Genomic DNA, 24,429 nt, shown 5'->3' with positions numbered 1-24,429 from the left:
CGGGCAAACGCAGTGCCGCCCGGCAGAAGTGAGGGATTTATGTCCAGATTTGATCTCAATGTTTTGAACGATCTACCCAAAGTCGAACGCATTCTGGCCCTGGCAGAAACTAACGCCCAACTGGAGAAGCTGGACGCCGAAGGGCGTGTCGCCTGGGCGCTGGAAAATCTGCCGGGTGAATATGTGCTCTCGTCGAGCTTTGGTATTCAGGCGGCGGTGAGCCTGCATCTGGTGAATAAAATTCGTCCGGACATTCCGGTGATCCTCACCGATACCGGCTACCTGTTCCCGGAAACGTACCAGTTTATTGATGAGCTGACGGACAAGCTCAGGCTGAACCTGAAGGTCTATCGCGCGGAGCAGAGCGCGGCCTGGCAGGAGGCGCGCTACGGCAAGCTGTGGGAGCAGGGCGTTGAGGGCATTGAGAAATACAACGCCATCAACAAAGTCGAGCCGATGAACCGGGCGCTGGCTGAACTCAACGCCAAAACCTGGTTTGCCGGTTTGCGCCGGGATCAGTCCGGTAGCCGGGCGTCATTGCCGGTGCTGGCCATTCAGCGTGGCGTGTTCAAAGTGCTGCCGATTATCGACTGGGATAACCGTACCGTTTACCAGTACCTACAGCAGCACGGCCTGAAGTATCACCCGCTGTGGGATCAGGGTTATCTGTCGGTGGGCGATACCCACACCACCCGTAAATGGGAGCCGGGTATGGCGGAAGAAGAGACCCGATTCTTTGGCCTCAAGCGCGAGTGCGGCTTGCACGAAGGATGATTGTTGTGCCCGGTGGCGCTGCGCTTACCGGGCCAGGGGTTCGGGCCGTTTGTAGGCCCGGTAAGGCGTAGCCGCCACCGGGCATGACCTCAGGTCTTCCCTGCCTTCGCCAGCTCCTTCACCAGCGGCAGCATCACCCGCACTACATCCCGGCTGCGGTGTTCAATCCGCTGCGGCAGTGCCTGGTCAATGTATTGCAGATTATCCAGCCTGACGTCATGCCAGCTCGTACCCGCCGGAAACGCCTTCGATTTCGCCCGCTGCTGATACCCATCCTTTTTGCCCAGAGACCAGTTGGTCGCTTCGACATACAGCACCGGGATCCCGGCTTTATCGAACACCTCGCCATCGTTGCAGCATCCGGTTCCTTTCGGATACGCGCTGTTGCCGCCGGGGTTGGTGGCAGCATAGATGCCGTGGGCGCGGGCAATGGCCAGCGCGCGGTCGCGGGTTAACTTACGCACCGGCCCGGGCGTGGTTTTGCCGCTGTTGAAATAGAGCTTATCCCCCACGATTAAGTTATCGAGGTTGATCACCAGCAGGGTGTTTTTCTTCTCTGCCGCGCTCATGCGTTTGAGAACATTTTCGGCACCCAGGCGTCCCTCCTCTTCGCCGCTGGTGGCGATAAAGCGGATGCTGTACTGGGTAGGAATATCTTTTAGCTGGTCGGCCAGTTCCAGCATCACCCCGACACCGGCGGCGTTGTCATCGATACCCTGTAAGGTGAGGCCGCCAAGGTTGTTGTCGGCATCGCTGTCGCTCATCGGGGCGTAGGTATCGAGATGCGCCAGAATAATAATCTGCTGGGCGGCTTTACCCTCGTGGGCAGCAATCACGGTGCTGCCGGTCACGTTGTGCCAGTTCTTACTCAGATTACGGGAGGTATAGATATAGCGGCTTTGAAAGGTGCGGATATCGCTCTGGTAACCCATACCTGCGAACTGCTGGCGCACATAGTCAGCGGAGAGCATTTCAGCGGGGGTGCCGGTCATCCTGCCCGGGAAAAAGGTGGCAATGTGACGCGCCTGCGTCGCGGCAACCTCACCCAGCGGCGGAGTCTTAGCCTGAGCCGTTCCGAACAAGCAAACGCCGAGCGCCAAAGCAACGTACTGGTGGCGCATTGCGGAAAACATAGTGAGTCCTTAAAAAAATAACGCAAAATTTTAACGCGCTTAGTATGAAACTGTGACTGCGCTTACACAATTTGATTTGTTCTTAAATGCCCGGAATTACGCGCGTTAAGCACTTTTTGATATGAGCTTTTTCAGAGCGTTATTCCATTGAGTAACTACTCATTCCAATTCGTAATTTCATTCGCTCGTAGCCGCCCCCTATAGTCCCACTATTCCTGATTGTTAGCGAGTTGTAGCATTGTGGATTACCTTCCTTTATTCGCTGCCGTAAAAGACCGCCCGGTACTGGTTGTCGGCAGCGGCGAAATCGCTGAGCGCAAAATTGCCTTTTTACACCGGGCGGGCGCTCGCGTGCAGGTTGTTGCCGAAGCGGACTTTGCTGAATCGCAAATCGACAATGTGGTGCTGGTCATTGCCGCCACCGATAACCCGGCGCTCAACCAGCGCGTCTCGGATGCTGCCCATGCCCGTCACCGTCTGGTGAACGTGGTGGACGACCAGCCTTTATGCTCGTTTATCTTTCCGTCCATTGTTGACCGCTCCCCGCTGCTGGTGGCGATCTCCTCCGGCGGTACCGCCCCGGTGCTGGCCCGTGTATTGCGGGAAAAAATCGAAGCGCTGCTGCCGACAAGCCTTGGCCGGATGGCCGAGAAGGCCAGCTTCTGGCGTAACCACCTGAAAACCCGCCTGACCAGCGTGGCGGAGCGCCGCCGCTTCTGGGAGCGCGTGTTCAGAGGGCGCTTTGCCAGCCTGATGCAGGCTGGCAATGAGACGGCAGCCCAGCAGCTTCTCGAAGACGAACTGGATAATCCCGGCAGCAGTGGCGGAGAGATCATTCTGGTGGGGGCAGGGCCCGGTGATGCCGGCCTGCTGACCCTGCGCGGTTTGCAGGTGCTGCAGGATGCCGACGTCGTCTTCTATGACCACCTGGTGAGCGACGGCGTGCGCGAGCTGATTCGTCGCGACGCTGAGCAAATCTGCGTGGGTAAACGCGCGGGTGGACACGCCGTTCCCCAGCACGACACCAACCAGATGCTGATTGCGGCGGCCAGAGAGGGCAAAACCGTGGTGCGCCTGAAAGGGGGCGATCCCTTTATCTTCGGTCGCGGCGGCGAAGAGCTACAGGCGGCAGCCGAAGCGGGTGTGCCTTTCCAGGTGGTGCCGGGGATCACCGCGGCCTCGGCGGTTACCGCCTATGCCGGTATTCCGCTGACGCACCGTGATTACGCCCAGAGCGTCACCTTTGTCACCGGCCACTACAAGGCCGACAGCACCCCGTTTGACTGGACGCATCTGGCGCAAAGCCGACAGACGCTCGCCATCTACATGGGCACCATGAAAGCGGCGGAAATTAGCGAACAACTGATTCGCCACGGGCGCGATGCGAATACGCCTGTGGCGGTGATATCCCGCGGCACGCGCGTCGATCAGCGCGTGACCACCGGAACACTACAACACCTTGCAACCCTCGCGAAAGACGCCCCGATGCCCGCCCTGATTGTGGTGGGTGAAGTGGTGCAGCTGCACAGCACGCTCGCCTGGTTTCAAAACACAACAGACACAGAAGGGTTTGGCTCTTCTGTGGTGACTCTGGCTTAAGGAACGGTTATGGATCAAAAACGACTGACGCACCTGCGGCAACTGGAAGCGGAAAGTATTCATATTATCCGCGAAGTGGCCGCTGAGTTTGCTAATCCGGTAATGATGTACTCCATCGGGAAAGACTCCAGCGTAATGCTGCACCTGGCGCGTAAAGCGTTTTACCCTGGCACGCTGCCGTTCCCGCTGCTGCATGTGGATACCGGCTGGAAATTCCGCGAAATGTATGAGTTCCGTGACCGTACCGCCAAAGCGTACGGCTGCGAACTGCTGGTGCATAAAAACCCGGAAGGGGTGGCAATGGGCATTAACCCGTTCGTGCACGGCAGCGGTAAACATACCGATATCATGAAAACCGAAGGGCTGAAGCAGGCGCTGAACAAATACGACTTTGATGCCGCCTTCGGCGGCGCCCGCCGCGACGAAGAGAAATCCCGTGCCAAGGAGCGCATCTACTCCTTCCGCGATCGCTTCCATCGCTGGGACCCAAAAAACCAGCGCCCTGAGCTGTGGCACAACTACAACGGCCAGATTAACAAAGGCGAAAGCATTCGCGTCTTCCCGCTCTCCAACTGGACTGAACTGGATATCTGGCAGTACATCTATCTGGAAAATATCGAGATCGTTCCACTGTATCTGGCGGCTGAACGCCCGGTGCTGGAGCGCGACGGCATGCTGATGATGGTGGACGACGATCGCATCGATCTGCAGCCTGGGGAAGTGATCAAAAAGCGGATGGTGCGTTTCCGTACCCTCGGCTGCTGGCCGCTGACCGGCGCGGTGGAATCTGACGCGCAGACGCTGCCGGAGATCATTGAAGAGATGCTGGTCTCAACCACCAGCGAGCGACAGGGGCGCGTGATTGACCGCGACCAGGCAGGCTCGATGGAGCTGAAGAAACGTCAGGGTTATTTCTAAGGAGCCGCCATGAATACCACTATTGCTCAACAGATCGCCAATGAAGGCGGCGTCGAAGCCTACCTGCACGCCCAGCAGCACAAAAGTTTGCTGCGTTTTCTGACCTGCGGCAGCGTGGACGACGGGAAAAGCACCCTGATTGGCCGTCTGCTGCACGATACCCGTCAGATCTATGAAGATCAGCTCTCTTCGCTGCACAACGACAGCAAGCGCCACGGCACCCAGGGCGAGAAACTCGATCTGGCCCTGCTGGTGGATGGCCTGCAGGCGGAGCGCGAGCAGGGCATCACCATCGACGTGGCCTATCGCTACTTCTCTACCGAAAAGCGCAAATTTATTATCGCCGACACCCCGGGGCATGAGCAGTACACCCGTAATATGGCGACCGGCGCATCCACCTGCGACCTGGCGATCCTGCTGATCGACGCCCGTAAAGGGGTGCTGGATCAGACCCGTCGCCACAGCTTTATCTCCACTTTGCTTGGGATCAAACACCTGGTGGTGGCGGTCAACAAAATGGACCTGGTCAACTTCAGCGAAGAGAAGTTTAACGAGATCCGTGAAAGTTACCTGACCTTTGCCGGGCAGCTGCCGGGCAACCTCGACATCCGCTTTGTGCCGCTGTCGGCGCTGGAAGGGGATAACGTGGCGTCCCAGAGTGTGAGCATGCCGTGGTACAGCGGCCCGACGCTGCTGGAAGTGCTGGAGACCGTTGAGATCCAGCGCAGCGTTGAAACGCAGCCGATGCGTTTCCCGGTGCAATACGTGAACCGTCCGAATCTCGATTTCCGCGGCTTCTCCGGCACCCTTGCCTCCGGCAGCGTGCAGGTAGGCCAGCGCGTGAAGGTCCTGCCGTCCGGCGTGGAATCCGCGATCACCCGCATCGTCACCTTTGATGGCGATCTGCAGGAAGCCGGAGCAGGAGAGGCGGTCACGCTGGTGCTGAAAGACGAAATTGATATCAGCCGCGGCGACCTGCTGGTGGATGCACAAGAGACGCTGCCTGCGGTGCAGAGTGCTTCCATTGATGTGGTGTGGATGGCCGAGCAGCCCCTGAGCCCGGGCCAGAGCTACGACATCAAAATTGCCGGAAAGAAAACCCGTGCCCGGGTGGATGGCGTGCAGTACCAGGTCGACATCAACAACCTGGCGCAGCACAGCGTGACTGAGCTGCCGCTGAACGGCATTGGTCTGGTGGATTTCACCTTCGACGAACCGCTGATGCTGGATCGGTATCAGCAGAACCCGGTGACCGGGGGCTTAATCATTATCGACCGTCTGACCAACGTCACCGTTGGCGCAGGGATGGTGCGTGAGCCGCACGAACAGGCAAGCGCGGTGCCGTCTGAATTCAGCGCCTTTGAGCTGGAGCTGAACGCGCTGGTGCGCAAACACTTCCCGCACTGGGGCGCGCGCGATCTGCTGGGAGGCAAGTAATGGCGCAGCATGATGAGAACGTCGTCTGGCATCCTCATCCGGTCACGGTGGACGATCGCGAACAACTCCACGGTCACCGTGGGGTTGTGCTGTGGTTTACCGGGCTCTCCGGGTCCGGTAAGTCTACCGTCGCGGGCGCGCTTGAAGAGGCGCTGCACAACGTTGGCGTCAGCACCTATCTGCTGGATGGCGACAACGTGCGCCACGGCCTGTGTAGCGATCTCGGTTTTAGCGATGAAGATCGTAAAGAGAACATCCGTCGGGTGGGCGAAGTCGCCAGCCTGATGGCCGATGCCGGGCTGGTGGTGTTAACGGCCTTTATCTCACCGCACCGCGCCGAGCGGCAGATGGTGCGTGAGCGGGTGGGCAACAGCCGCTTCATTGAGGTCTTTGTCGATACCCCGCTGGACATTTGCGAACAGCGCGATCCGAAGGGGCTGTACAAAAAGGCCCGCGCCGGCGAGCTGAAGAATTTCACCGGCATTGATGCGGTCTACGAAGCGCCGGAAACCCCGGATATTCACCTTGAAGGTCAACAATTGGTAACAAATTTAGTAAGCCAATTATTAGACCTGCTCCGGCAGGGCGATATTATCAGATCCTGAGATGGTATTGATGGGGATGCTTAATCTCCATCAATATGTCACGGTCACAGGATCAGCTATGCGGAACAGTGAAAACTACATTATCACCGGGTCGGACACAGTATCGGCAAACGACGAGACGACCTGGTCTTTTCCTGGGGCGATTGTCGGCTTTGCGTCATGGCTGATGGCACTGGGGATCCCTTTCCTGTTTTATGGCAGCAACACGCTCTTCTTCTTCCTCTATACCTGGCCCTTCTTCCTGGCACTGATGCCCGTCGCCGTTGTGGTGGGGATCGCGCTGCACTCTCTGCTTAACGGCAAGCTGCTCTACAGTTCGTTTTTCACCGTGATGACGGTGGTGGCAATGGTCGGACTGTTATTTTTGTGGCTCATGGGATAAGTTCATCCATAATGCAAACCGTAACCAACTATGTGACATTGTTGGCTTGCGCGAATATGCAAAAAAAATGTGGTACATTTGCCCGCAATGTTGCGGCATCTCTGTAGCCCCGATGTAGAGTCGTGGGGAGAGTTATGGGATGATGATGCCGTTTTTCAGGGGGCAGGATGGGTAAACTTACGCTGCTGTTGCTGGCTCTGCTGGTCTGGCTTCAGTATTCGCTGTGGTTCGGTAAGAACGGCCTTCACGATTACAGTCGCGTCAGCGACGATGTGACGGCGCAGCAGGCTACAAACAGCAAACTTAAAGCGCGAAACGATCAGCTGTTTGCGGAAATTGACGATCTCAATGGCGGCCAGGAAGCCATTGAAGAGCGCGCGCGCAACGAACTCAGCATGACTAAACCGGGCGAAACCTTCTATCGTCTGGTGCCGGATGCGTCTAAACGCAACCAGGGCTCAATACAAAACACTCGATAATCAGGCCCAGGATTACGCCATGGCAGTAACTTTTTCGAACGTATGCGCCGTTGTGCCAGCCGCCGGGTTTGGCCGGCGCATGCAGACTGAATGTCCTAAACAATACCTTTCAATTGGTGATAAAACGATCCTCGAGCACACCGTGGCGGCGCTGCTGGCGAACCCACGCGTGACGCGGGTCATTATCGCTATCAGTCCGGGGGATGCCCGCTTTGCCGCGCTGCCGCTTGCCAGCCACCCGCAGGTGACCATGGTTGACGGCGGCGCAGAGCGTGCCGATTCGGTGCTGGCGGGATTGCAGGCCGCCGGAGACGCACAGTGGGTGCTGGTGCATGATGCGGCGCGTCCGTGCCTGCATCAGGACGATCTGGCGCGGCTGCTGGCCATCAGCGAAACCAGCCGCGTTGGCGGCATTCTGGCGACGCCGGTTCGCGATACCATGAAACGCGGCGAGCCAGGGCTTCCGGCCATCGCGCATACCGTGGAGCGCGTCGATCTCTGGCATGCGCTCACGCCGCAGTTTTTCCCCCGCGAGCTGCTGCACGCCTGTTTAACCCGTGCGTTGAACGAAGGGGCAACCATCACCGACGAAGCCTCGGCGCTGGAGTACTGCGGTTTTCACCCGGAACTGATTGAAGGGCGCGCAGATAATATAAAAGTGACGCGTCCCGAAGATTTACAGCTGGCAGAATTTTATCTTACCCGTTCGACCCATCAGGAGAAGGCATAATGCGAATTGGACATGGTTTTGACGTACACGCCTTTGGCGGCGAGGGCCCAATTATCATTGGCGGCGTACGCATCCCTTATGAAAAAGGACTGCTGGCGCATTCTGATGGCGATGTTGCCCTGCACGCGTTAACCGACGCGCTGCTGGGTGCGGCGGCGCTGGGCGATATCGGCAAGCTGTTCCCGGACACCGATCCGGCCTTTAAAGGCGCCGACAGCCGTGAGCTGCTGCGCGAAGCCTGGCGCCGTATCCAGGCCAAAGGCTTTACCCTCGGTAACGTGGATGTGACCATTATTGCCCAGGCGCCGAAAATGCTGCCGCACATCCCTCAGATGCGCGTTTTTATTGCTGAAGATCTCGGCTGCCATATGGATGATGTTAACGTCAAAGCGACCACCACCGAGAAGCTCGGCTTTACCGGCCGGGGTGAAGGCATTGCCTGCGAAGCCGTGGCTCTGCTGGTGAAGGCGGCCAAATGACGGACTTCGACAACCTGACGTACCTGCACGGTAAACCGCAGGGCACGGGCCTGCTGAAAGCCAATCCGGAAGATTTCGTGGTGGTCGAAGATCTGGGCTTTGAGCCGGACGGTGAGGGCGAGCACATTCTGGTGCGGATCCTGAAAAACGGCTGCAACACCCGTTTTGTCGCCGAGGCGCTGGCGAAGTTCCTGAAAATTCACCCTCGTGAAGTGAGCTTTGCGGGCCAGAAAGACAAACACGCCGTAACGGAACAGTGGCTCTGCGCGCGGGTGCCGGGTAATGGAATGCCCGATTTAAGCCAGTTCCAGCTTGAAGGCTGTCAGGTTCTGGAATATGCCCGCCACAAGCGCAAATTGCGCCTCGGGGCGCTCAAGGGCAACGCCTTTACCCTGGTGCTGCGCGAGGTGAGCAACCGCGATGAGGTCGAACAGCGTCTTAACGCCATCAACGAGCAGGGCGTGCCGAACTACTTCGGCGCGCAGCGTTTTGGCATTGGCGGCAGTAACCTGCAGGGCGCACTGCGCTGGGCGCAAAGCAATGCACCGGTGCGGGATCGCAATAAACGCAGTTTTTGGTTGTCGGCAGCCCGCAGCGCGTTGTTTAATCAAATCGTCAGCGAGCGACTGAAAAAAACAGACGCGAATCAAGTTGTTGTCGGCGATGCGCTACAATTAGCGGGACGCGGCAGCTGGTTTGTCGCCACTGATGAAGAAATGAGCGATGTGCAGGCGCGCGTCAATGCGAAAACCCTGCTGATCACTGCGGCCCTGCCGGGTACCGGCGACTGGGGTCCGCAGGGTGATGCGCTGCGCTTTGAGCAGGATGCCATCGCCGATGAAACAGAGTTATGCTCACTGCTGGTGCGGGAAAAAGTCGAAGCGGCACGCCGGGCGATGCTGCTCTATCCGCAGCAGCTGAGCTGGAACTGGTGGGATGACGTAACCGTCGAGCTACGTTTCTGGCTGCCGGCTGGCAGCTTTGCCACCAGTGTTGTCAGGGAACTTATCAACACTTCGGGTGACTATGCGAATATTGCTGAGTAACGATGACGGGATCCATGCGCCAGGCATTCAGACCCTGGCTAAAGCGCTACGTGAGTTCGCCGAGGTGCAGGTGGTGGCTCCCGATCGTAACCGCAGCGGTGCCTCTAACTCGTTAACCCTCGAGTCGTCTCTTCGCACCTTTACCTTCGACAACGGCGATATCGCCGTTCAGATGGGCACTCCCACCGACTGTGTCTTTCTGGGCGTCAATGCGCTGATGCGTCCCCGCCCGGATGTGGTGGTTTCCGGCATCAATGCCGGACCCAACCTGGGCGATGACGTGATCTACTCCGGAACGGTAGCCGCCGCAATGGAAGGCCGCCACCTCGGCTTTCCTGCTCTGGCGGTTTCGCTCAACGGCCATCAGCATTATGACACCGCCGCGGCGGTCACCTGCGCCATTCTGCGTGCGCTGAGCCGCGAGCCGCTGCGTACCGGACGCATCCTTAACATCAACGTGCCGGACCTGCCGCTGGATCAGATCAAAGGTATCCGCGTGACGCGCTGCGGTAGCCGTCATCCGGCGGATAAAGTGATCCCGCAGGAAGATCCACGCGGTAACACGCTGTACTGGATTGGCCCGCCGGGCGAAAAGCACGATGCCGGGCCGGATACCGATTTTGCCGCCGTGGATGAAGGCTACGTTTCCGTTACCCCACTACATGTAGATTTGACCGCGCACAACGCGCAGGATGTGGTATCAGGCTGGCTGGATCGTGCCGGGGTGAGCTCGCAATGGTAAGCAATCGTGTACAAACTCTTCTGAATCAATTACGCAGTCAGGGTATTGCTGACGAGCGGGTGCTGGACGCCATCTCGCGGGTGCCGCGGGAAAAATTCGTGGATGAGGCGTTTGAGCACAAAGCCTGGGAAAACGTCGCGTTGCCGATAGGGCAGGGGCAAACCATCTCCCAGCCCTATATGGTGGCGCGCATGACCGAGCTGCTGGAGCTGACCCCGGACTCGCGGGTGCTGGAGATTGGCACCGGTTCGGGATATCAGACCGCTATTCTGGCGCACCTGGTGCATCATGTCTGCTCGGTTGAACGCATTAAAGGGCTTCAGTGGCACGCGCGCCGTCGCCTCAAGCAGCTCGATTTACACAATATTTCTACCCGTCACGGGGATGGCTGGCAGGGCTGGAAGGCACGCGGCCCGTTTGATGCCATTATCGTGACGGCTGCACCGCCTGAGATCCCGGATGCGCTGATGGCGCAGCTGGATGACGGCGGGATCCTCGTTTTACCGGTGGGCGATGAACATCAGCTGTTGAAGCGTGTTTGTCGACGGGGCAACGAGTTCATCATCGATACCGTAGAAGCCGTACGTTTCGTGCCCCTGGTGAAAGGAGAGCTGGCCTGAGACTCGGATTATTCCAGGGTTTTTCGGGCAAATTCAGCGTATGGTGTGGCGCAAAACGTTGTGACACTACGGTAATTTTAAGTCACTGGTAATTAAAAATAATCCTGGGGGATAAATGAGCGCGGGAAGCCCAAAATTCACCATCAGCCGTGTTGCGGCATTGTCACTGGTTTCAATCTGGCTGGCGGGTTGTACTTCGAATAATGCCCCTGCGCCTGTGAGTTCGGTTGGCGGCAGCAACGGTACCAGTTCTGGTAATCCATCCGGCGGCATGCTGATCACCCCTCAAATGAGTACTCCGGCGGCACAGCAAACTCCGCAAATTCAGCCTGTACAGCCACCGGTTACCCAGCCAACTCAGATTCAGCCAGTGGATCAGCCTGTTCAGACCGAAAATGGCCGCATTGTGTATAACCGTAAGTATGGGAACATTCCGAAAGGAAGCTATACCGGCGGCAGCACCTATACCGTTAAACGCGGCGATACGCTCTTCTATATTGCCTGGATTACCGGGAACGATTTCCGTGATCTTGCGCAGCGAAATAACGTCCAGGCCCCGTATGGTCTGGAAGTCGGCCAGACGCTGCAGGTTGGTAACGCAACGGGTAAACCGCTAACGCCTGGCAACACCGTTTCTGCGGCTGATGTGACGGCGCAAAATAACAGTGTGACGCCTGTGCAAAAATCAAGCACGGTGGTTGCGTCGCAACCGACAATTACGTATTCTGAGGATTCAGGTGAACAGAGTGCTAACAAGATGTTGCCGAATAATAAGGGGACTACGACCGTTGTCACGGCGCCCGTTACGGCACCTGTGGTTAGCTCTACCGCACCCGTTGCCAGCAGTGTGACGTCCAGCTCAACGATCTCTTCGTGGCGCTGGCCGACTGAAGGCAAGGTTATCGAGAACTTTTCTTCCTCCGAGGGGGGAAATAAAGGGGTCGATATCGCAGGGAGTAAGGGACAGGCTATTATCGCGACCGCAGATGGTCGTGTTGTATACGCCGGTAACGCTCTGCGCGGTTACGGTAATCTTATTATCATCAAACACAACGATGATTACCTGAGTGCCTACGCCCATAACGATACGATGCTGGTCCGGGAACAACAAGAAGTTAAGGCGGGGCAAAAAATAGCTACCATGGGTAGCACCGGAACCAGTTCTACACGCTTGCATTTTGAAATTCGTTACAAGGGGAAATCCGTAAACCCGCTGCAGTATTTGCCGCAGCGATAATTTGGCGGGATAAACCACTTTGGTTGTCTCGCTCAGGGATCACGGGTAGGAGCCACCTTTATGAGTCAGAATACGCTGAAAGTTCATGATTTAAATGAAGACGCGGAGTTTGATGAGAACGGAGCAGAGGCTTTTGACGAAAAAGCCTTAGTAGAAGAGGAACCCAGTGATAACGATTTAGCTGAAGAAGAGCTGTTATCGCAGGGGGCCACTCAACGTGTGCTGGACGCGACTCAGCTTTACCTTGGGGAGATTGGATACTCTCCACTGTTAACAGCCGAAGAGGAAGTTTACTTCGCGCGCCGGGCATTACGTGGTGATGTGGCTTCACGTCGTCGCATGATCGAAAGTAACCTGCGTCTGGTGGTTAAGATTGCCCGTCGTTACAGCAATCGTGGTCTGGCTCTGCTGGATCTGATTGAAGAGGGCAACCTGGGGCTGATCCGCGCAGTAGAGAAATTTGACCCAGAACGTGGGTTCCGTTTCTCAACTTATGCGACCTGGTGGATCCGACAGACCATCGAACGGGCAATCATGAACCAGACCCGTACGATTCGACTGCCTATTCACATTGTGAAAGAGTTGAACGTTTATCTGCGTACCGCACGCGAGTTGTCCCATAAGCTGGACCACGAGCCAAGCGCGGAAGAGATTGCCGAACAGCTTGATAAACCTGTTGATGATGTCAGCCGTATGCTGCGTCTCAATGAGCGTATTACCTCTGTCGACACCCCGCTGGGTGGCGATTCCGAGAAAGCGCTGCTGGACATCCTGGCCGATGAAAAAGACAACGGCCCGGAAGACACCACGCAGGACGATGATATGAAACAGAGCATCGTCAAATGGCTGTTCGAACTGAACGCCAAACAGCGTGAAGTGCTGGCACGTCGTTTCGGTCTGCTGGGGTATGAAGCTGCAACACTGGAAGATGTCGGTCGTGAAATCGGCCTGACCCGTGAACGTGTTCGTCAGATTCAGGTAGAAGGTCTGCGTCGCCTGCGTGAAATCCTGCAGGGACAAGGTCTGAATATCGAAGCGCTGTTCCGCGAGTAAGCACCTTTTCGTCAAAAAAGGCCAGTCGAGAGACTGGCCTTTTTCTTTTGTTTCAGGGCTGTGCGGTTTCGTGTAGCAGTCGCCAGGTGAGGGTGTTACTTTCCTGATGCAGAACGGCACTGGACCAGCGCACGTTTACCGGCTGATCCGGGCGGGTCTGCGTTTCACGGTAGTGAAGCACCGCGCCGTTGTCCCAGGTCTGTAATGTCGTTAATTCATCAATCACAATTTTCAGACCCGGACGGCTGCCGCGTTGTTCTTCAAGGAAACGCGCGAGTGCGGGGTAATCCAGGTGCGCGCCGCTGGGAGCGATCATCAGGAAGTCCTGACGAAAACGGGCGAGCAGGGCGGCAAGATCGCCTTCTCCCTGACCTAACCAGTTTTCTAATGCGATGTGGGCATCGATAATTTCATTTTCGTAGCAGGTCATTTTTTCTCCTTTAATCTCATTCTGTGGACGCTCTACCTGATAAAAAGCCGGGTGGCGGCTACGCCTTACCCGGCCTGCAAGTGTGATGTCGGCGGATCCGTAGGCCCGGTAAGCGCAGCGCCACCGGGCGAGAACTACACCAGATTCTTTAACCGATAGATCCACTCCAGCGCCTGGCGCGGCGTGAGAGAATCCGGATCGAGGTTTTCCAGCGCTTCAAGTGCCGGGGAGGTCTCTTCTGCAGGCACCAGCAGCGACATCTGCGTGCCGTCCACCTGGGTGGCCGCCGCGTTTGGCGCTAGGCTTTCCAGCTCGCGCAGCTTCTGGCGCGCACGCTTGATCACCTCTTTCGGCACTCCCGCCAGCGCTGCCACGGCCAGGCCGTAACTTTTGCTCGCCGCGCCATCCTGCACGGTGTGCATAAAGGCGATGGTATCGCCATGCTCCAGCGCATCCAGATGAACGTTCGCCACCCCCTCCATTTTCTCAGGCAGCTGCGTCAGCTCGAAGTAGTGGGTGGCAAACAGGGTCAGCGCCTTAATCTTATTGGCCAGGCTTTCGGCACAGGCCCACGCCAGCGAGAGGCCGTCATAGGTGGACGTCCCACGGCCAATCTCATCCATCAGCACCAGGCTGTATTCCGTGGCGTTGTGCAGAATATTGGCGGTTTCGGTCATCTCTACCATGAAGGTGGAACGCCCGCTCGCCAGATCGTCCGCCGCGCCAACGCGGGTGAAGATGCGATCGACAGGGCCGATCTCCACCTTTTGCGCCGGAACGTAGCTGCCGATGTAAGCCAGCAGCGCAATCAGCGCCGTCTGGCGCATATAGGTACTTTTACCGCCCATGTTCGGCCCGGTAATGATCAGCATCCGGCGCTGCGGGGACAGGTTTAGCGGGTTGGCGATGAAGGGTTCGTTCAGCACCTGCTCGACCACCGGATGACGCCCCTCGGTAATACGTACGCCAGGCTTATCGGTAAAGGTCGGGCAGCAGTAGTTCAACGTCTCAGCACGTTCCGCAAGGTTAACCAGCACGTCCAGTTCAGCCAGCGCAGCGGCGCTCTGTTGTAGATCCGCGAGGTGCGGCATCAGTATATCGAACAGGGCGTCATACAGCTGTTTTTCCAGCGCCAGGGCTTTACCCTTAGAGGTAAGCACCTTGTCTTCGTACTCTTTCAGCTCAGGAATAATGTAACGCTCGGCATTTTTCAGCGTCTGGCGGCGCACATAGTGAATAGGCGCCAGGTGGCTCTGGCCGCGGCTGATCTGAATGAAGTAGCCATGTACCGCGTTATAGCCCACTTTCAGCGTATCCAGCCCGAGCCGTTCACGCTCGCGGATCTCCAGTTTATCCAGATAATCCGTCGCGCCGTCGGCCAGCGCGCGCCACTCGTCCAGCTCTTCGTTATAGCCTGGGGCGATAACGCCACCATCTCGAACCAGGACCGGTGGGGCATCAATGATGGCCTTTTCCAGCAGCTCGCGAAGCTCGCTAAATTCACCCATCGCCTCGCGCAGTTTCTGCACCGGAGCGCAGTCGATCTCCGCCAGCTGGCCGCGCAGTTCAGGCAGCTGCTGGAAGGCGTGGCGCATGCGGGCTAAATCGCGCGGGCGTGCGGTGCGCAGCGCCAGCCGCGCCAGAATACGTTCAAGATCGCCCACCTGGCGCAATACCGGCTGCAGCTCGGTGTACCTGTCCTGCAGAGCGCCAATGGTCTGCTGGCGCCCGGTGAGCGTGGCGGTATCACGCACCGGCATGTGCAGCCAGCGTTTGAGCATGCGGCTGCCCATGGGGGTGACGGTACTGTCGAGCACCGAGGCCAGCGTGTTTTCCACGCCGCCGGACAGGTTCTGGGTGATCTCCAGATTGCGGCGGGTGGCGGCATCCATAATGATGCTGTCCTGCTGGCGCTCAATGGTAATGGAGCGGATATGCGGCAGGGCGGTGCGCTGGGTATCTTTTACGTACTGCAGCAAACAGCCCGCAGCGCAAAGGCCGCGCGGCGCATTCTCAACGCCAAAGCCGGTCAGGTCGCGGGTGCCAAACTGCAGGTTGAGCTGCTGGCGCGCGGTGTCGATTTCGAACTCCCACAGCGGACGCCGACGCAGGCCGCGACGGCCTTCAAGCAGACCCATCCCGGCAAAATCTTCGGCATACAGCAGTTCCGCAGGGTTGGTGCGCTGCAGTTCGGCGGCCATGGTTTCACGGTCGGCCGGTTCGCTCAGGCGAAAACGGCCGGAGCTGATATCCAGCGTGGCGTACCCGAAGCCTTTGCTGTCCTGCCAGATGGCGGCGAGTAGGTTATCCTGGCGCTCCTGCAACAGCGCTTCATCGCTGATGGTACCAGGGGTGACGATGCGCACCACCTTGCGCTCGACCGGGCCTTTTGAGGTGGCCGGATCGCCAATCTGTTCGCAGATGGCGACCGATTCCCCCTGATTGACCAGCTTCGCCAGGTAGTTCTCTACCGCATGGTGCGGAATACCGGCCATCGGGATAGGTTCACCTGCCGACGCCCCGCGTTTGGTCAGGGAGATGTCGAGCAGCTGCGAGGCGCGTTTCGCATCGTCATAAAACAGCTCGTAAAAGTCGCCCATCCGGTAAAAGAGCAGGATCTCCGGATGCTGAGCTTTCAGCTTCAGGTACTGCTGCATCATCGGGGTATGGGCGTCAAAATTATCAGTTGTGGTCATGGAATGATGATGTCCATTTCTTTGAAAATAGTGCGTTTCAGGCGACGTCAGGGTCGTGTAATGGCGCTATTGTCGCATGAAAAAAAGACCCGGCGCAGCAAAATGTCGTGACTTTACGAGCCCTCTTCCGTAACCAGTTCAATCACTAATTTCCCCTGTTCAACCTGCACCCGTACCCGGGAGTGGGTTGTAAAACCGGCTTCCTCGAGCCAGGCGCCCTTTAAGCTCAGCGCGGCGTGTACGCTGTAGCGCGTCGGGATCTTGGTTTTGCGATCTTCGTGACGTTTTCTGAAATAGCCCACGGTGAGCTGACGGCTGGATCGGGAAATACAGATATCTGACATAGAAACTCCTTTTTCTCAGGCAAGGATCCGGTGATACAAACACCTGTATAAAATGCCAGTAAAATGCGCTGGCGACAAATGCATAACTGCGAGGCGTCTTCAGGAAATAGAATGTAAAAATGAAATCGGGCTGAAGATCGGATTTGAAAGGCGTATTATTCATGCAACTTCTACACAGGTATCAGGCTATGTCAGGAAAACGCATCGCACGCGAGAAAGAGACCATCCGTAAGATGATCGCGCTGTATGAAAAGCAGTGTCCGCAGGCGTCGAAAGAAACGGGGCACTACGCGGCGCTGAACGCGTACGCCGACAAGCGGCTGGATAAGTGCGTCTTTGGCGAAGAGAAACCGGCCTGCAAGCAGTGTCCGGTTCACTGCTATCAGCCAGCTAAACGTGAAGAGATGAAACAGGTGATGCGCTGGGCGGGGCCGCGCATGCTGTGGCGTCACCCGATTTTAACCGTGCGCCATCTGATCGACGACCGCCGCCCGGTACCTGAGCTACCGGAAAAGTACCGCCCGAAAAAGTAACTCCTCAGGCTTGTGGCCTGTGCATCGGGCGGCAAATCACCACCATGGCGATGGCGCTGCACAGCGGGAACACCGCCAGCACCAGCCACGGATACATCGCCCCGACGGACGGGATCAGCGCCTGGTCGAGCAGATCGCCAAGCAGTAAATTTCCCGCCAGTACCGCACAGCCGCCAGCGGTGGCCAGCGCGCCATAGTGCGCGCCCAGGGTCAATTCGCTGGCAAACCATGGCACCACATCTTTCCCCGCAGGGACCAGCAGCATCTGACCGGTGGTCAGCAGCGTGACGAAACAGGCCGCAGGCAGCAGGCGCCACAACCCGGCCGCAGGCTCTGAGGCAGCAAACAGCGCGACGCTGACAAAGGCGGCGGCGATAAGCAAAAATCCGACAGGCAGGATCCGCACCGCGCCCACCCGCCGGGCAAAACGCGCCAGCGGCAGCTGAAAGAGGATCACCAGCCCGGAGGCCAGCATAAACAGCGGGCCGAGATCTTTCTCGCTTCCGCCCGCGCGCTGGATCTCCACCGGCAGCGCCAGATAGAGCTGGTTATAGCTTAACAACCAGCTGCTCCAGGCGATGATAAAAGCCACGAACCGCGGCTGGCGAAAGGTGGTCCACCACGGCGTGATGTGCAGCGGCTGGTTTTTATGTGTCCCTGCAGGCAGACAGAAGAACAGCACAATCAGCGCCACGACAAAGACCGCGGCACCCGCCAGCGCCACCTGGCGAAATCCCAGGCCCGTGAGCAGGGCGCCCGCGACCGGGCCAAGCACCGCCCCCAGCTCGCCGCACACCGCAAAAAGGGCAAACCACTCGGCGCGGCTGCGTTTGCCCTGTGCCTCGCTGCGGGTTCCGGCTTTTGCCAGTAACGCTTCGATGGAGGGGGAGAACAGCGCGCCGCCAATTCCGGTAAGGCACGCCCCGGCGATAATGACGGGCAGGCTATAACCAAAGGCCAGCAGCAGATAGCCCACCACCCGCACGACACAGCCGCAAAGAATAATGATGCGCGCACCGTAGCGGTCGGAGAGGGCGCCGCCGACGATAAACATCCCCTGCTGCGAGAAGGTGCGCAGTCCGAGCACCAGGCCGATAAGCCCGCCCGAAAGCAGCATATCGTCACGTAAAAAGATCGCCAGGAAGGGGACGACGGCATAAAAACCGATGTTGAAAACAAACTGGCTGCCCAGCAGAACGGGCGGCCAGAGTTGCGTGGCGGGACGAATTAATGTCACCTGTTACCTCGCCTCAGACGAGGAAGTGAATGTGTTTTTTGCCATGGTCGGGGGAGAGCTCAATACGGGTTTTCACCCGGAAAATCTCCCACAGCAGCTCTTCGGTAAGGATCGCCTGCGGCGTGCCGCTGGCGACCACGCGTCCCTTCTGCATGACAATAAGCGCATCGCAGAACATGGAGGCGTGATTAAGATCGTGAATGGCGACGATGCTGGTGACCGGCAACTGGCTGATCAACTGCATCAGCTGCATCTGATGATGAATGTCGAGGTGGTTGGTGGGTTCATCCAGCAGGATTTCGGTCGGCATCTGCGCCAGCGCCCGGGCGATGTGCACCCGCTGACGCTCACCGCCCGAGAGACTCAGCCAGCCCTGCTCGCTGTGATGCAGCATATCCACGGTTTTCAGCGCCTGGGTAACCGTTTCGTCATCCTGCGCCGTCCAGCCGGAGAAAGGGGAGTGGTGAGGAATACGCCCCAGTTTTACCACGTCACGCACGCGCATGTTGGCATCGGTCATGCCGTGCTGTTCCACAAAAGCGATCCGACGGGCGAGCTGCTTTTTAGGGATGCCGGTGATGCTTTTGCCGTCCACCGCGACGGTGCCGCTATGGGGGCGGCGCAAGCCGGCCAGGATCCGCAGCAGCGACGATTTGCCGGAGCCGTTTGGCCCCAGCAGGCCGACGGTCTGCCCCTGGGATACGGCCAGCGAGACATTATCAACGATGACCTTTTTACCCACCTTCCAGGTGATATTTTCAGCAGTGATGCTCATCACTTATTCCTTGAACGATAGATAATCACGGCAAAGAATGGCACCCCCACCAGCGCGGTAACGACGCCGACCGGCAGGCTTTGCGGGGCGATCAGCAGGCGGGAGGCGATATCCGCCAGCACCATCAGAATGGCGCCCGCCAGCGCGCTGGCGATAAGCAGCGTGCGGTGTAACGGACCAAAGAAGAAGCGCATCATATGGGGTACTACCAGGCCGACAAAGCCAATGGAGCCTGCCATGCTGACGATGGTTGCCGTCATTAACGCGGTGACGATGAACAGGATCAGGCGTACCCAGGGCACGGCGATCCCCAGCGAGGCGGCGGCATCGTCGCCAAAGGTGAAGGCGTCCAGCGCCCGGGCGTAATAAAGACAGATCGCCAGACCCACCAGCACCGCAACCAGCGCCAGCTGGAATTCCGGCCATCTCACGCCGCTAAAACTGCCCAACAGCCAGAACATCACGTCACGCGCCTGCTGCGCGCTGGCCGAGGTGCTGACGGTCCAGGCGGTAATGGCGTTAAACAGCTGCGAAGCCGCGACCCCGGCAAGAATCGTGCGCTCGCTGCCACCGCGGGCACCGTTGGTGAGCAGAGCCACAAACGCGAAGGCGGTAAACGCCCCGGCAAAGGCACCTGCGGAAAGGGTCACGGCGCCGCTGCCAATGCCCAGCACTACGACGGAGACCGCACCGGTTGACGCCCCGGCTGACACGCCCAGCACGTAAGGCTCCGCGAGGGCGTTCTTCAGCAGGCTTTGCAGCACCGCGCCGCAGATAGCCAGACCGGCGCCGCAGCAGGCCGCCACCAGCGCCCGGCTCAGGCGAAAGTCCCAGATCACGCTCTCGTAAATGCGATTGAGCGGCTCTGCGGTTAAGCCCATTTTATTGGTAATGGCGTAAACCACGCTCTGCAGGGGGATCGATAACTCCCCCACGCTGACGCCAAAGGCGATAACCAGCAGTAACGCCACCACCGCCAGGAAACCCGACGCCGGCAGCAGCCAGCTTTGTCGGGTCTGTTGAACCACTGCGGTCATTAATTCAGTCCCATCTTTCTGAGCTGGTCAGCAATCTGCTCCGCGCCGTAAATTGTGCGGATGGTCGGGTTCATGGCCTGGCCGTCCATCACCACGATGTGGCCTTTTTTCACCGCATCCAGCTGGCTGACGGCCGGATCGCTCTTCAGGAATTTAATTTTTTCCTCGGCGTTATCCAGCGCCCAGCGGTTGCGGTCGAGGCTGGAGACCACGATCACGTCCGGGTTGGCGGCGATAATGCTCTCCCAGCCCACGGTCGGCCATTCGGTCTCGGAGGTGATGGCGTTATGGCCGCCCAGCACGTTGGCGATAAACCCGGAGGCGCTGTTTTTACCGCCGACGTAGGCGTCAGAGGAGGGGGAGGAGCTGGAGAACCAGAAGACGAACGACAGATCTTTTTTGTTTTTGCTGAATTCAGCGCGCAGGTCGGCTTCGCGCTTTTTAAAATCGGCAATCAGGGCCTGACCGCGATCTTCGACGTTGAAGATTGTGGCGAAATCTTCGATCTCTTTATACAGGAAGCTCATGTCCCACAGCTTCTGGCGGCTGCCGTACATATCGCCAATGTCTTTTTTGGTGGCGCACATGCCCGGTGACATATAGCTGTTCACGCCTACGGTGGCGAGATCTTCGCGTTTGGCGACTTTACTCTCTGGCCCCAGCAGCAGCGGCAACTGGGCCGGAACGAAGTCCGGGTTTTGCGCCAGGATAGATTCCAGCGTCGGGATCTCGACGGTCAGCGTTTTGACTTTTTTGTTCTTTTCAGCAAGTTCAGGCAGCACTTTGGTCGGCCAGAAAGCGCTGGCGGTCACCTTATCCTCCAGGCCCAGCAGCAGCAGAATTTCGACCGTGTTCTGGCCCAGCGCGACCACGCGTTCCGGTGCTTTGGTGAAGGTTTCTTTATACCCGCAGTTCTCAATCGTCAGAGGGTATGTGGTCGCAAAGGCAGAACCGGCTGTCGCGATCAGCAATCCTAATGCGCTGATGACCTTTTTCATGAAACGCTATCCTTCATTAATTTATTTATGACAGCCGGAAGCCTGGCTGAGAATGAATATCATTTATTACGGCGGAGTTTTATACAATGATATATTCATAGTGTCAATGAATGATAATAACTTATTGAAATTATAAGAATTGGATAGGTTTTGCAGGCCGGGCAAGCAGCGCGCCGCCCGGCAAAAAGGCAGGTTAATCCAGATCGGCACCGTTGCTGGCGATCACTTTCTTATACCACCAGAAGGATTTTTTGCGTTTGCGATCGAGCGTACCTTTGCCGGCATCATCGCGATCGACATAGATAAAGCCGTAGCGTTTGCTCATCTCCCCCGTTGACGCGGCCACCAGATCGATACAGCCCCAGCTGGTGTAGCCGATCAGCGGAATGCCATCTTCTATCGCATCGCCCATCGCGCGGATATGCTCCCGCAGGTAGCTGATGCGGTAGTCGTCGTTGATCTCGCCGTTGGCGTCAATCTCATCCTTTGCCCCCAGGCCGTTCTCCACCAGGAACAGCGGCTTCTGGTAGCGGTCGTACATCATGTTCATGGTGATACGCAGGCCCAGCGGGTCGATGCCCCAGCCCCACTCGCTCACCTCAATGTGCGGGTTACGCAGGGATTTAACGATGTTGGCCGCGCTGGTGTTGTTGGCATTCATGTCGGCCGAGGCGCAGCGGGAGGCGTAATAGCTGAACGAGACAAAATCGACGGTGTTTTTCAGCAGCGCGTCATCGCCCGGATCCTTCACAATCACCACGCCCTTTTCGCGGAACACGCGGGCAGAGTAAGCTGGGTAGCTGCCGCGGGCCTGGACATCGATAAAGAACAGGTTCTCCCGGTCTTTCTCCAGCGCCATCCACACGTCTTCTGGTTTGCAGGAGTAAGGGTAGAAGTTGCCGCCCGCCAGCATGCAGCCGACCTGGTTTTGCGGGTTGACCTCGTGGGCGATTTTGGTTGCCAGCGCGCTGGCGACCAGCTCGTGGTGCGCCGCCTGATACTTCACCTGATCTTCGTTTTCACCTTCCTCAAACACCAGCCCGGCGCCGGAGAACGGGCTGTGAAGCATAATGTTGATCTCGTTGAAGGTGAGCCAGTATTTCACCAGCCCGTTAAATTCCTCAAAGCAGGTGCGGGCGTAGCGGGCAAAGAAGTCGACCATCTTGCGGTTGCGCCACGAGCCGTACTCCGTTACCAGGTGCATCGGCACGTCGAAGTGGCAGAGCGTCACCAGCGGCTCGATGTTGTACTTTTTGCACTCTTCAAACACCGCCCGGTAAAAGGCAATGCCTTCTTTATTAGGCAGCGGTTCGTCGCCGTTGGGATAGAGACGGCTCCAGGCAATGGAGGTGCGGAAAACCGTGAAGCCCATCTCGGCCATTAAGGCGATGTCTTCCTTATAGCGATGGTAAAAATCGATCGCGTCGTGGCTGGGATAGAACTCGTCGTCACGCAGCGAAAAGCGTTTTTCCTTGCCGATCTTGACCGCCAGACGGTTGGCGCCGTGAGGGATCATGTCGACGGTGGTCAGGCCCTTGCCGCCTTCGCGGTATGCGCCTTCGCTCTGGTTAGCGGCCAGTGCGCCGCCCCATAAAAATCCTTGTGGAAAAACTGACATTCTTACCTCGCTATAAATTTATGCTTGTGCGGCTTTGGCCTGAACCGGCGCAGATTGCAGCGCACGCGCTTTTTCTGCTTCGTCTTCAACCGGGATATCTTCGAAGCCCAGAATCAGGGTCAGCACAAAAGAGAGCACCACGGCCAGGGCCATCACCCCGAATACCCAGACGATGGACATCGGGTTGGCCGGGTCGAAGAACTGGACGCTGGTAAACAGGCCCGGTGCCGCCATCGAGTGGCTGGCCAGCCCGGCGATCCCGGCGACGGCTCCGCAGATAAAGCCGCTGATCAGGCTCGCAATCAGCGGACGTTTCAGGCGAACCGCCACGCCGTACAGCGCCGGTTCAGAGATCCCCGCCATAATGGCGGAAGCGGCTGCCGCCAGCGCCGTCTGGCGCAGTTCCGGGTTTTTCGTTTTCCATGCTACCGCCAGCGATGAACCGCCGAGCGACAGGTTGGCGCCGATTTCAGACGGCATCACCATCCCTTCCTTGCCGGTTTCGGCAATGGTCTGAATGATGGTTGGGGTAAAGACGCGATGCATCCCGGTCATCACCAGCAGCGGCCACAGGGCGCCCATGATGGCGACAGAGAGCCAGCCCAGATAGCCGTGAATGGTGTACACCAGGGCGGAGATGGCGCTACCGATCCAGATCCCCAGGGGCCCAATCAGGACGATGGCGAGCGGGGCGGCAATCAGCACGATCAGCATTGGTTTCAGGAAGTTTTTGGTCACCGCCGGGGTAATTCTGTCCACCCAGCGCTCGATATAGGACAGGCACCAGGTCATGACCAGCGCCGGGATCACCGTGTAGGTATATTTCACCGCCGTGACCGGCACAAACGCGAACTCAACGTGCTCGCCCTGTGCCGCTTTAGCCATCAGCTCGATAAAGCTCGGGTGAACCAGCACGCCCGCAATGGCGATGGCCAGCGACATGTTGGTTTTGAATTTCACGGCAGCAGAGGCGGCCACCATCAGCGGCAGGAAGAAGAACGCGCCGTCGCCGATAACGGTAAGGATCGTCAGCGTCGGATCGCCTTTGGTCAACGCGCCGGTCATCTCCAGGATCATCGCCAGCAGTTTGACCATCGACCCACCGATGATCGCCGGGATCAGCGGAGACATCGTGCCGATCAGCGCATCAAGAATGCCCGCGCCAACGCGCCTGAAGGTCAGTTTTTGCGGCCCCTGCGGCGCGGCAGGCTGCAGGTCGGCGGGCAGCAGGCTCACCACCTCGCGGTACGCCTGAGAAACGGTATTGCCGATGATCACCTGGCACTGGTTGTCGTTGCGCACAACCCCCAGCACGCCGCTGATGCGCTTAAGCGCGGCGCTGTCGATCAGGCTCTCATCTTTCGCCACGAAGCGCAGCCGGGTCATGCAGTGGGTGACGGCGACGATGTTCTCTTTGCCGCCGAGCGCGCTGACAACGGCATTAGCCAGCGCAGCATAATTTTTGGCCATCGGGTTGTATCCTGTTTTATCAGTAAGGTACGTTTTCATCGGGGTGAGCGATGAAAC

At 58.1% G+C, this 24,429-nt stretch carries 26 protein-coding genes; 15 read left to right on the top strand and 11 right to left on the bottom strand.

All coding sequences use genetic code 11. The annotated features are described in order from the left end of the window. Positions 1–39 precede the first annotated feature (39 nt). Positions 40–774 carry a phosphoadenosine phosphosulfate reductase gene (gene cysH, locus NB069_RS17555; protein WP_250585621.1) on the top strand — a complete coding sequence of 245 codons (735 nt, stop codon included), beginning with the start codon at positions 40–42 and terminating at the stop codon, positions 772–774. 89 nt (positions 775–863) lie between these two features. Here the strand turns inward: cysH and NB069_RS17550 are convergent, their stop codons facing one another. Beyond that, positions 864–1,907: an aminopeptidase gene (locus NB069_RS17550; protein WP_250585619.1), complete on the bottom strand. Its 1,044-nt coding sequence runs from the start codon at positions 1,905–1,907 to the stop codon at positions 864–866. A 240-nt stretch (positions 1,908–2,147) separates the two neighbouring features. Here NB069_RS17550 and cysG point away from each other — a divergent pair, with 240 nt between their 5' ends. From cysG to NB069_RS17495, 11 genes are all read left to right on the top strand, one after another. Further along, a complete protein-coding gene (gene cysG, locus NB069_RS17545; RefSeq protein ID WP_250585617.1) occupies positions 2,148–3,506 on the top strand; it encodes a siroheme synthase CysG in 1,359 nt (452 codons plus the stop codon). A 9-nt stretch (positions 3,507–3,515) separates the two neighbouring features. After that, entirely contained in the window at positions 3,516–4,424 is a 909-nt protein-coding gene (gene cysD / locus NB069_RS17540; protein WP_250585615.1) for a sulfate adenylyltransferase subunit CysD, read from the top strand. Positions 4,425–4,433: 9 nt separating this feature from the next. Then, positions 4,434–5,861, top strand: a complete 1,428-nt coding sequence (cysN, locus tag NB069_RS17535; protein ID WP_250585613.1) for a sulfate adenylyltransferase subunit CysN — start codon at positions 4,434–4,436, stop codon at positions 5,859–5,861. Further along, positions 5,861–6,466, top strand: coding sequence for an adenylyl-sulfate kinase (cysC, locus tag NB069_RS17530; RefSeq protein WP_250585611.1), 606 nt, complete (start codon positions 5,861–5,863; stop codon positions 6,464–6,466). Before cysN ends, cysC begins: the two co-directional genes overlap by 1 nt. Positions 6,467–6,524: 58 nt before the next feature. Next, complete coding sequence (locus NB069_RS17525) at positions 6,525–6,848, top strand: DUF3561 family protein (protein ID WP_250585609.1); 324 nt, start codon at positions 6,525–6,527, stop codon at positions 6,846–6,848. A 167-nt stretch (positions 6,849–7,015) separates the two neighbouring features. Beyond that, the gene (gene ftsB / locus NB069_RS17520; protein WP_250585607.1) at positions 7,016–7,327 is read left to right on the top strand and encodes a cell division protein FtsB; all 312 of its coding nucleotides are present in this window, start codon (positions 7,016–7,018) and stop codon (positions 7,325–7,327) included. Positions 7,328–7,346: 19 nt separating this feature from the next. Beyond that, positions 7,347–8,057: a 2-C-methyl-D-erythritol 4-phosphate cytidylyltransferase gene (gene ispD, locus NB069_RS17515; protein WP_250585605.1), complete on the top strand. Its 711-nt coding sequence runs from the start codon at positions 7,347–7,349 to the stop codon at positions 8,055–8,057. Then, positions 8,057–8,536, top strand: coding sequence for a 2-C-methyl-D-erythritol 2,4-cyclodiphosphate synthase (gene ispF, locus NB069_RS17510; protein ID WP_040074259.1), 480 nt, complete (start codon positions 8,057–8,059; stop codon positions 8,534–8,536). The genes ispD and ispF overlap by 1 nt, the downstream gene beginning before the upstream one ends. Next, on the top strand, positions 8,533–9,582 hold the full coding sequence (truD, locus tag NB069_RS17505) for a tRNA pseudouridine(13) synthase TruD (protein WP_250585603.1): 1,050 nt from the start codon (positions 8,533–8,535) through the stop codon (positions 9,580–9,582). Before ispF ends, truD begins: the two co-directional genes overlap by 4 nt. Next, the gene (gene surE / locus NB069_RS17500) at positions 9,563–10,324 is read left to right on the top strand and encodes a 5'/3'-nucleotidase SurE (RefSeq protein WP_103180914.1); all 762 of its coding nucleotides are present in this window, start codon (positions 9,563–9,565) and stop codon (positions 10,322–10,324) included. Before truD ends, surE begins: the two co-directional genes overlap by 20 nt. Further along, on the top strand, positions 10,318–10,944 hold the full coding sequence (locus NB069_RS17495; RefSeq protein WP_250585601.1) for a protein-L-isoaspartate(D-aspartate) O-methyltransferase: 627 nt from the start codon (positions 10,318–10,320) through the stop codon (positions 10,942–10,944). The genes surE and NB069_RS17495 overlap by 7 nt, the downstream gene beginning before the upstream one ends. 66 nt (positions 10,945–11,010) lie before the next feature. Here the strand turns inward: NB069_RS17495 and NB069_RS22560 are convergent, their stop codons facing one another. After that, entirely contained in the window at positions 11,011–11,217 is a 207-nt protein-coding gene (locus NB069_RS22560) for a hypothetical protein (RefSeq protein ID WP_350223396.1), read from the bottom strand. On the opposite strand from NB069_RS22560, the gene nlpD reads away from it, so the two are divergent. Together nlpD and rpoS are read left to right on the top strand one after the other, a co-directional pair. Then, the gene (gene nlpD / locus NB069_RS17490) at positions 11,120–12,181 is read left to right on the top strand and encodes a murein hydrolase activator NlpD (RefSeq protein WP_350223421.1); all 1,062 of its coding nucleotides are present in this window, start codon (positions 11,120–11,122) and stop codon (positions 12,179–12,181) included. The genes NB069_RS22560 and nlpD overlap by 98 nt on opposite strands. A gap of 60 nt (positions 12,182–12,241) precedes the next feature. Next, positions 12,242–13,234, top strand: a complete 993-nt coding sequence (gene rpoS, locus NB069_RS17485; RefSeq protein WP_039029959.1) for an RNA polymerase sigma factor RpoS — start codon at positions 12,242–12,244, stop codon at positions 13,232–13,234. A gap of 52 nt (positions 13,235–13,286) precedes the next feature. Here the strand turns inward: rpoS and NB069_RS17480 are convergent, their stop codons facing one another. From NB069_RS17480 to NB069_RS17470, 3 genes are all read right to left on the bottom strand, one after another. Then, complete coding sequence (locus NB069_RS17480) at positions 13,287–13,664, bottom strand: DUF4440 domain-containing protein (protein ID WP_250585598.1); 378 nt, start codon at positions 13,662–13,664, stop codon at positions 13,287–13,289. A 134-nt stretch (positions 13,665–13,798) separates the two neighbouring features. Beyond that, on the bottom strand, positions 13,799–16,360 hold the full coding sequence (gene mutS / locus NB069_RS17475) for a DNA mismatch repair protein MutS (protein ID WP_250585597.1): 2,562 nt from the start codon (positions 16,358–16,360) through the stop codon (positions 13,799–13,801). Between the two features lie 113 nt (positions 16,361–16,473). Further along, a complete protein-coding gene (locus NB069_RS17470) occupies positions 16,474–16,704 on the bottom strand; it encodes a SymE family type I addiction module toxin (RefSeq protein ID WP_250585596.1) in 231 nt (76 codons plus the stop codon). A gap of 188 nt (positions 16,705–16,892) precedes the next feature. Here NB069_RS17470 and NB069_RS17465 point away from each other — a divergent pair, with 188 nt between their 5' ends. Next, the gene (locus tag NB069_RS17465) at positions 16,893–17,237 is read left to right on the top strand and encodes a nitrous oxide-stimulated promoter family protein (RefSeq protein ID WP_250585595.1); all 345 of its coding nucleotides are present in this window, start codon (positions 16,893–16,895) and stop codon (positions 17,235–17,237) included. 4 nt (positions 17,238–17,241) lie between these two features. Here the strand turns inward: NB069_RS17465 and NB069_RS17460 are convergent, their stop codons facing one another. The 6 genes from NB069_RS17460 to ascF all read right to left on the bottom strand — a co-directional run bounded on the left by NB069_RS17460 (position 17,242) and on the right by ascF (position 24,372). Beyond that, positions 17,242–18,474 carry an MFS transporter gene (locus tag NB069_RS17460; protein WP_250585594.1) on the bottom strand — a complete coding sequence of 411 codons (1,233 nt, stop codon included), beginning with the start codon at positions 18,472–18,474 and terminating at the stop codon, positions 17,242–17,244. A 13-nt stretch (positions 18,475–18,487) separates the two neighbouring features. Beyond that, the gene (locus NB069_RS17455; RefSeq protein ID WP_250585593.1) at positions 18,488–19,249 is read right to left on the bottom strand and encodes an ABC transporter ATP-binding protein; all 762 of its coding nucleotides are present in this window, start codon (positions 19,247–19,249) and stop codon (positions 18,488–18,490) included. Then, a complete protein-coding gene (locus NB069_RS17450; RefSeq protein ID WP_250585592.1) occupies positions 19,249–20,286 on the bottom strand; it encodes a FecCD family ABC transporter permease in 1,038 nt (345 codons plus the stop codon). The genes NB069_RS17455 and NB069_RS17450 overlap by 1 nt, the downstream gene beginning before the upstream one ends. Beyond that, entirely contained in the window at positions 20,286–21,284 is a 999-nt protein-coding gene (locus tag NB069_RS17445) for an ABC transporter substrate-binding protein (protein ID WP_250585590.1), read from the bottom strand. Before NB069_RS17445 ends, NB069_RS17450 begins: the two co-directional genes overlap by 1 nt. 193 nt (positions 21,285–21,477) lie before the next feature. Beyond that, positions 21,478–22,902 (bottom strand): 6-phospho-beta-glucosidase, encoded by a 1,425-nt coding sequence (locus NB069_RS17440; RefSeq protein WP_250585588.1) that lies wholly within the window; start codon positions 22,900–22,902, stop codon positions 21,478–21,480. 18 nt (positions 22,903–22,920) lie between these two features. Further along, complete coding sequence (ascF, locus tag NB069_RS17435; protein WP_250585586.1) at positions 22,921–24,372, bottom strand: PTS cellobiose/arbutin/salicin transporter subunit IIBC; 1,452 nt, start codon at positions 24,370–24,372, stop codon at positions 22,921–22,923. Positions 24,373–24,429 lie beyond the last annotated feature (57 nt).

The sequence above is a fragment of the Leclercia adecarboxylata genome, assembly GCF_023639785.1.
In the GTDB taxonomy this organism is placed as follows: Bacteria; Pseudomonadota; Gammaproteobacteria; order Enterobacterales; family Enterobacteriaceae; genus Enterobacter; species Enterobacter adecarboxylatus_D.
This window is presented reverse-complemented; position numbering and strand designations above follow the sequence as displayed.